Source organism: Desulfurella sp. (assembly GCF_049977265.1).
Classification (GTDB): domain Bacteria; phylum Campylobacterota_A; class Desulfurellia; order Desulfurellales; family Desulfurellaceae; genus Desulfurella.
In genome coordinates this window covers 3192-10348 of the sequence record NZ_JBMFGQ010000047.1, presented here as the reverse complement: position 1 = coordinate 10348, position 7157 = coordinate 3192, and the positions used below count along the sequence as shown (strand labels likewise).

General features: G+C 32.0%; 7 protein-coding genes, 1 tRNA gene and 1 pseudogene. All 9 read left to right on the top strand.

The genetic code is table 11. The features are described 5' to 3' along the window. Positions 1 to 68: 68 nt before the first annotated feature. Positions 69 to 145: transfer RNA gene (locus ACP5FO_RS07760), tRNA-Met, on the top strand. Positions 146 to 165: 20 nt separating this feature from the next. Next, positions 166 to 1146: a glycosyltransferase family 9 protein gene (locus tag ACP5FO_RS07755; RefSeq protein WP_428110492.1), complete on the top strand. Its 981-nt coding sequence runs from the start codon at positions 166 to 168 to the stop codon at positions 1144 to 1146. Continuing rightward, positions 1134 to 2174: a polysaccharide deacetylase family protein gene (locus tag ACP5FO_RS07750; RefSeq protein ID WP_428110497.1), complete on the top strand. Its 1041-nt coding sequence runs from the start codon at positions 1134 to 1136 to the stop codon at positions 2172 to 2174. The genes ACP5FO_RS07755 and ACP5FO_RS07750 overlap by 13 nt, the downstream gene beginning before the upstream one ends. Continuing rightward, positions 2171 to 3142 (top strand): AI-2E family transporter, encoded by a 972-nt coding sequence (locus tag ACP5FO_RS07745; protein WP_428110500.1) that lies wholly within the window; start codon positions 2171 to 2173, stop codon positions 3140 to 3142. The genes ACP5FO_RS07750 and ACP5FO_RS07745 overlap by 4 nt, the downstream gene beginning before the upstream one ends. Positions 3143 to 3368: 226 nt before the next feature. After that, positions 3369 to 4778, top strand: coding sequence for an anthranilate synthase component I family protein (locus tag ACP5FO_RS07740; RefSeq protein WP_428110503.1), 1410 nt, complete (start codon positions 3369 to 3371; stop codon positions 4776 to 4778). Beyond that, entirely contained in the window at positions 4762 to 5337 is a 576-nt protein-coding gene (locus tag ACP5FO_RS07735; protein ID WP_291490030.1) for an anthranilate synthase component II, read from the top strand. Before ACP5FO_RS07740 ends, ACP5FO_RS07735 begins: the two co-directional genes overlap by 17 nt. Then, positions 5324 to 6271 (top strand): anthranilate phosphoribosyltransferase, encoded by a 948-nt coding sequence (gene trpD, locus ACP5FO_RS07730; protein WP_428110506.1) that lies wholly within the window; start codon positions 5324 to 5326, stop codon positions 6269 to 6271. Before ACP5FO_RS07735 ends, trpD begins: the two co-directional genes overlap by 14 nt. Continuing rightward, on the top strand, positions 6264 to 6980 hold the full coding sequence (locus ACP5FO_RS07725; RefSeq protein ID WP_428110510.1) for an indole-3-glycerol phosphate synthase TrpC: 717 nt from the start codon (positions 6264 to 6266) through the stop codon (positions 6978 to 6980). Before trpD ends, ACP5FO_RS07725 begins: the two co-directional genes overlap by 8 nt. Further along, positions 6971 to 7157 (top strand): annotated as a pseudogene (locus ACP5FO_RS07720) (phosphoribosylanthranilate isomerase); the annotation flags it as partial. The gene ACP5FO_RS07725 and the pseudogene ACP5FO_RS07720, both read left to right, overlap by 10 nt.

The following is a 7157-nucleotide window of genomic DNA, read 5'->3' as shown; positions in this document are numbered from 1 at the left end:
ATGGTAGTCTGGGAACGCCCAGGCAAGAGTAGGTACTGCCAGGGGGTTTGAGATATAAAAGATATGAGGGCGGCGTAGCTCAGTTGGTTAGAGCATGCGGCTCATATCCGCAATGTCCGGGGTTCAAGTCCCTGCGCCGCTACCAATTTAAAATCAATTTATTTTATGAAAATATTAGTTATTCAGTTAAGGCAACTTGGGGATTTAATCCTTGCAACTCCCTTATTTAGCAGACTTCTTGAGTTAAATCATGATTTATATATTTTAACCGAGAAACTTGGTTTTGACCTTTTAAAGAATGATCCGGTCCTTTCAGATAAAATTATTATAAGCAGCAATTCAGTATTAAATGAGCTTATTACTATAAAAAAAATCAGGAAAGAGAAGTTTGATGTAATAATAGATTGTATGTCAAATTTAAGAACTGCAACAATATGCAAATTTTCTGGCGCACAAAGCTTTGCTTTTAATAAATCTTGGCGAAAATATTTTTATACCAATTTGTTGGATTATGAAGATAAAGGCTACAGCGCATACGATAAACTCCAGTTTTTAAAAATTTTTAATGATGATTGTGATAAATTACAATTTAGAATTTTTTCTTCAGATAGCGACGATAAAAAAGTTGAAACTTTTCTTGATAAAAACAAAATAAAAAATTTAATAACAATCTCTATTACGCATAAAAGACAAACACGTAGATGGCCTGATAGTTATTACATAGAATTGGCGGATATGTTAAAACAGGATGGCTTTGATTTAGTTTTTACAGCTGCAAAAAGCGAATGTCACTATGTAGAAAATGCTTTAAAATTAAGCAAATATAATCATTTCTTTTATAGAGATTCAAGTGTTGGCGAACTTGTTAGTTTGATTAAGCGTGCATTGCTTCACATAGGCAACGATTCAGCACCAAAACACATTGCTGTTGCTTTAGGTATACCTTCATTTACAATATTTGGAGCAAGTAACCCAAAAGGATGGCACCCGCCAAATAATCTTTTGCATGATTATATTCAGCTTGGCATTTTTTGTCAGCCTTGTTCTAAAAAAGAATGCGAAAAACCAAATTGTTTGCTTGAACTTAAACCAAAACAGGTGTATGCTAAACTAAAGAATTTTATGGAAAATTTATGGGTGCAATAGTACTGTGCTATCATTCAATTAATTATGGTCAACGCATAGATCCGGATACATTTGAACAAAACCTATTTACACTTAAAAAATACGGATATGTTTCTGTTAGACTCTCCGATATTTACGAGTTTGTTAAAGGCAACTTAAAATTGCCAAAAAAAGCTGTTGCAATAACATTTGATGATGGATATGCAGATAACCTTGTATACGCATATCCTATTCTTAAAAAATACGAGTTTTTTGCTACCATATTTGTAATAGTGAACAAACTTGCAAAAAATATTAAAAGAATGGATATTGAAGAGCTTAAAAAATTAAATATGGCAAATTCTGTCAATGAGTTTTTAGAAAAATCACACTATTTGAGTTTTGAGGAACTTAGGTTTTTGCAAGATTCAAAATTGATTGATATACAGTCCCACTCTTTAAATCATAAAGCATGCTTTTGTTCAAACAAAGTGTTTAAATTTAATGATTCAAGACTTGGTGAGTGGTTTTTTGAGTATACTCACGATAAAAGACTTGGTATACCTGTGTATGAAAAAAAATGGGATTGTGCATGTGAATGTATTATTGATGATTTAAAGCTTAGAGACTATATGCACGATTTTGTGGCAAAACACAATGGTATATTGTTTTTTAAAAAGAAAAATGCGCAAAAAATCCTCTACAGGCAATATAAAAAATATTTAAAAAAAAATACTCTAAATATGCACATAGAACCCAGATATGAGCGCATGAAGAGGCTTGAGATAGAAGTTTTTAAATCAAAGTGCATTTTAGAAGAACAACTTAACAAAAGCATTGATTTTTTTTGCTATCCATTTGGTAGTTATGATGAAGTATCAAAAGAGTATGTCAAAAGGGCCTATAAGGCTGCTTTTACACTTAAAATTGGTCAGAATATGCCTGATGACGATTTGTTTGAGCTAAAACGCATAGAAGTAAGGGGTGGTGATTGGCTGGATAAAAGACTTAAAATTTACAAAAGCCCTTTTCTTAGTAGAGTTTATGCTAAAATATACAGGAAAATATGAAACTTAATTTCTTGAGTTTTTCTCTTGTTGCAACAATTATATTAACTGTACTTATAATCATACCGTTTTGGAAGCCTATTTTGTGGGGGATTGTCCTTGCTATTGTATTTATGCCAGTTAAGGTTTATACGCAAAAATTTGTTAAAAGTGACCTTTGGTCAAGCTTGATTGTGCTTTTTATAATGCTTATTTTGATTTTGTTGCCGTTTGTTTTTTTGATTGGTATATCTTCTTCACAGATAAATTCTATTTTAGAATTTTCAAAAAAAGCTATTGCAGAGTATTCTAATTTTAATTTACCTTTTTTCGGTTTTGTAAAAGATTATACAGCTAATATAAATACTCAAATTATGGATTTTTTGACAAAAAACGCACTAAGTGTATTTTCTTACACTTACAAAACTATTACAGATTTAATTTTTGCGTTGTTGGTTTCATTTTACATTATTAAAGACAAAGATAAATTTTTGAACTACATAGAAAGTTTCATACAAGATAAAAAGACATTTGAAAAATTAAAGCAAACAATAAAGTTAAGCCTTAAAGCTACACTTATTGGTGGCGTTATTATAGCATTGATACAGGGTATTTTGTGTGCCTTGAGTTTTTTAATTGTAGGCATTAGTGGCTTTTTTATATGGATTGGGCTTGGTGCAATAGTTTCATTTGTACCGGTTGTTGGTACAGCGCTTTTATGGGCTCCAGCAAGTTTGTATTTTTTAATTACTGGCTCATATATAAAAGGTTTGTTTTTGCTTGTATGGGGTGGGGTTTTTGTAGGTAGTGTTGATAATTACATAAGGCCGTTATTAATTGGCTCATATATGAGTATTCATCCTTTAGTTTTATTTTTTAGTATAATGGGTGGCATAGTTTTTTTTGGTTTAATCGGTATTTTTGCGGGTCCTATAATTGTAAGTTTAGCTGATGCTGTACTGAACGTTTATAAAAAAGAAAAAATTTCTTGACTTTTGAAATATTTATGATACATTACAAATGTATGAAAGTATTGGCTAAGATTTCAACATTAAAAAATATATGGTGGTGGGGTAGCTAAAAGGCTATCCTTTTGATTTTAGCGCCGCTTGAAGCGCATCTGGGGATAGTCCAGGTGAGTGCTTTAAGCGGCTTTTTTGTTTTTGGCCGCTTAAGCCTAGAATGGTTTAAGCGGCTTTTTTGTTTTAAGGAGGTTTAATGTATCCGGCTTATAGTGAATTTTTAGAGTTGTCGAAAGTTTACGATAGAATACCAGTTTATATGGAAATTGATGGCGATTTAGAAACACCTGTTAGTTTACTTAGAAGCTTATTAGACAAAGAAAATTGTTTGTTGCTTGAAAGTGCCAATCAAAAAAAGATTTACAGTAGGTTTTCCTTTTTGGCTTTTAATGTAAAAAAGTTTGTTTTAGACAAAAACGGCCAATTAGAAGGCACGCGACAAGATTTGGGCTTTATTAAAGAATTTTTAAAGAAAAATCAATCGGCATCCTTTGAAGAATATGGTAATTTTTCTGGTGGGTTTATAGCACTTTTAAGCTTTGAGTTTGTGAATGAATGCGGAATTTTACGAGAAAAACTTAAATATCTACCAGATGTCCTTGGGGTATTTTATTTTGTAGATAAATTTTTGGTTTATGATAACTACACAAATAAACTCTACCTTGCAAAATCGCAAATTGCTAAAGAACCTGACGCATATCAAAAAGCACATCAGGATCTTTTGTTATTTAAAGAAGAGTTATTAAGTTGTGAAATTAAAAATGGCGTATCAAGTCCAAAAATAATAAGAAAAATACCAAAGAAAGATTTTATAGAAAAGGTAAATTTTTTGAAAAAACAAATTGAAGAAGGTGAAGCAATTCAGGTAGTTCTAAGCGATTATATTGAAGTGAATGGTCTAAATCCATTTGAGTTTTATAGAAACCTAAGAAAATTTAACCCATCACCATATATGTTTTTTATAAAAGATGCTTCAAACTATGTTGTAGGCTCAAGTCCAGAAGTACACATTAGCGTAAGAAAAAATATAGCTACAATTAAACCTATTGCAGGCACAAGGCCAATTGGCGAAAGTTTGGAAAAGACTGTCATTTTGGAACAGGAGTTATTGAAAGACGAAAAGGAAAACGCAGAGCATTTGATGCTACTTGATCTTGCTAGAAACGATCTCTCGCGCGTATGCAAGCCATTGAGTGTCAAAGTTAAGTCATTTAGACAAATAGAGCATTATTCTCATGTTATGCATCTTGTTTCTGAAGTCGAAGGCATACTTGATGAATCTTTTGACTTAATTGATTGTCTTACAAATACATTCCCAGCCGGCACCGTAAGTGGAGCTCCAAAAGTTAGAGCAATAGAACTCATTGAAGACACAGAAAAGCAAAGTAGAGGTTTTTATGCAGGATGCGTTGGCTATATAGGCTTAAGTGGGAATATGGATATGGCAATAACCATAAGGACAGCGTTTTTTGAAAATAATAAGGCTAGGTTTCAAGCAGGTGCCGGGATTGTTTACGATAGTATTGCAGAAAACGAGTATAAAGAGGTTATATCAAAACTAGGCGCCATGCTTCAAGCGGGAGGTATAAGTGATAGTCTTGATTGATAATTTTGATTCATTTACTTACAATTTATATGATTACCTTAAGCATTTTGACGATGTTGAAGTTATTTTAAACAATGCCAAAATCGATAACATAAAAAATGTTAAAAATCTAAAAGGTATAGTGATTTCTCCTGGTCCTTCTCATCCAAAAAACGCCTTATTAAGTCTTGATGCTATAGAATATTTTAGATCAAAGTTGCCAATTTTAGGTATATGTCTTGGTATGCAATCTATTTGCTATGTATATGGCAAAACAATAAGAAAAGCAAAAACAATCATGCATGGCAAAGTAGATAGGATAATTTCCATAAGCGATAGTATTTTATTCAGAAACATAAAACAACCTTTTTTAGGAGTTCGATACCATTCTTTAGTGGTTGATAACGTATATGATGATTTTGAAGTGTGTGCTGTATCTTTAAGCGACAATGAAATTATGGCAATTGAAAACAAAAATATTGGGCTTTATGGCTTGCAGTTTCACCCAGAATCCTATCAAACAAAAGATGGATTGATTTTTATAGAAAATTTTGTGAGGTTGTGCAATGAAAAGTTTTAATGAATCTTTAAATTTTTTTGATGCAATGCTTTCTGGAAAGTTAAGCGAACAAGATATTGTAAGTGCACTAATTGAAATGAGTCAGCAAAAAGAAGATCCAGCTTGTGTTGCTGCGCTTGCAAAAGCTATGTTAAAAAATGCTCGGTTGATCGACTACAGTGGTAATTGCATAGATATTGTTGGAACAGGTGGAGATAATTCAAATAGTTTTAATATTTCCACAGCAGCTTCTATTGTCTGCAGTTTACATGTAAAAGTTGCAAAACATGGTAATAAAGCCGTGTCATCTTTATCTGGTGCAGCAGATATTCTTGAAGCGCTTGGGGTAAAGATTGAGCAAGAAAAGGAAGAAATAATTGAAAACCTTGAAAAGAAAAATTTTGCCTTTTTGTTTGCTCCGCATTGGCATCCAAAGTTAAAACCGATTATGCCCATTAGAAAAAAGATCGGAAAGCGAACGATTTTTAACCTTGTAGGTCCTTTGTGCAACCCAATAAACCCTGCTTACAAAATGATAGGTGTTTTTAGTAAAGAATATTTACCGGTATACCTGGAGGCTGTTGATATTTTGGATTTTCAAAATGTAGTTCTTGTAGCTTCCGATATGGATGAAGTGAGCCTTTCGGATGTTACATTGTGTTATCAAAAGAAAGGCCCATATATTAAAAAATTTGAGTTTGACCCAAGAGAGTTTTCAATATATGCACCAAAAGATTCAGTTAAAGGGTTTGATGCAAAAACAAATGCAAAAATTCTCAAAGAGGTTTTTTTGGGAGAACACGATGTTTTATCAGATGCCATAGCAATAAATTGTGCTTTTGCATATCTTGTAGCTGGTGTTGAAGATAATTTAAAACAGGGCTTTTTGCTTGCAAAAGAAGCGATTAAAAATAGAAAGGCTTACGATAAACTAATGGAGATAACAAATGATTGAGCAGATTTTAGCTGATAAAGCCCTTGAAGTTCAATCTATGAAAGTCTGCCCTTATAAGAGGACAAAGCCTGTTTTGAAACCAAATTTTAATGATAAAATAAATATCATTGCAGAAATCAAGTCAAAATCTCCTTCTTATGGTAATTTTATCTTACAAAAAAATATCGTTGAAATTTATTCAAAGTATGCAAAAGCAATAAGTGTGCTTACAGATAATAAATATTTTGGGGGTAGCTTTGAGTTTTTGCATGAAATATCAAAAAAGACAAACTTGCCAATTTTGTGTAAAGATTTTATAATTGACAAAAAACAAATTGATTGGGCATACAATAGCGGTGCAGATATTATCTTGCTAATTGTAAGAGCACTCGAAAAAGACAAACTAAGAAAGCTCTATGATTATGCATGCTTTTTGGGCTTAAGTGCTTTAATTGAGCTTCATACAGAAAATGATCTAGATAAAATAGATTTCGATGCAACAATTGTAGGCGTAAATACAAGAGACCTTGATACGCTAAAGATAGATAAAAATTTAGCCAAAAAGCTTATAAGTAAAATTGATGCTAAAATTAAAATAGCAGAAAGTGGTGTAAGAAATAGAAATGATATAGAGGAGTTTTTACCATACACTAATGTATTTTTAATAGGTGAGGCACTTTTAAAATCAAATGATGTTGAATCTACTTTTAAGGAGCTTTTATGCATGTAAAATTTTGCGGCATGACAAATTTAGAAGATGTGTTAGCCAGTTTAGATTTAGGTGTAGATTTTATAGGTTTTGTGTTTTATAAAAAAAGCCCGCGTTATATAAAAGCTCAGGATGTAAAAGAAATAATCCAGAAAATACCAAAACAGACAAACAGTGTTGGCGTATTTGTAGAAGAAA

Excerpts from the sequence above, each read along its gene's own strand:
- ACP5FO_RS07755 (WP_428110492.1), top strand. The coding sequence starts at position 166 with ATGAAAATATTAGTTATTCAGTTAAGGCAACTTGGGGATTTAATCCTT.
- ACP5FO_RS07750 (WP_428110497.1), top strand. The coding sequence starts at position 1,134 with ATGGGTGCAATAGTACTGTGCTATCATTCAATTAATTATGGTCAACGC.
- ACP5FO_RS07745 (WP_428110500.1), top strand. The coding sequence starts at position 2,171 with ATGAAACTTAATTTCTTGAGTTTTTCTCTTGTTGCAACAATTATATTA.
- ACP5FO_RS07740 (WP_428110503.1), top strand. The coding sequence starts at position 3,369 with ATGTATCCGGCTTATAGTGAATTTTTAGAGTTGTCGAAAGTTTACGAT.
- trpD (WP_428110506.1), top strand. The coding sequence starts at position 5,324 with ATGAAAAGTTTTAATGAATCTTTAAATTTTTTTGATGCAATGCTTTCT.
- ACP5FO_RS07725 (WP_428110510.1), top strand. The coding sequence starts at position 6,264 with ATGATTGAGCAGATTTTAGCTGATAAAGCCCTTGAAGTTCAATCTATG.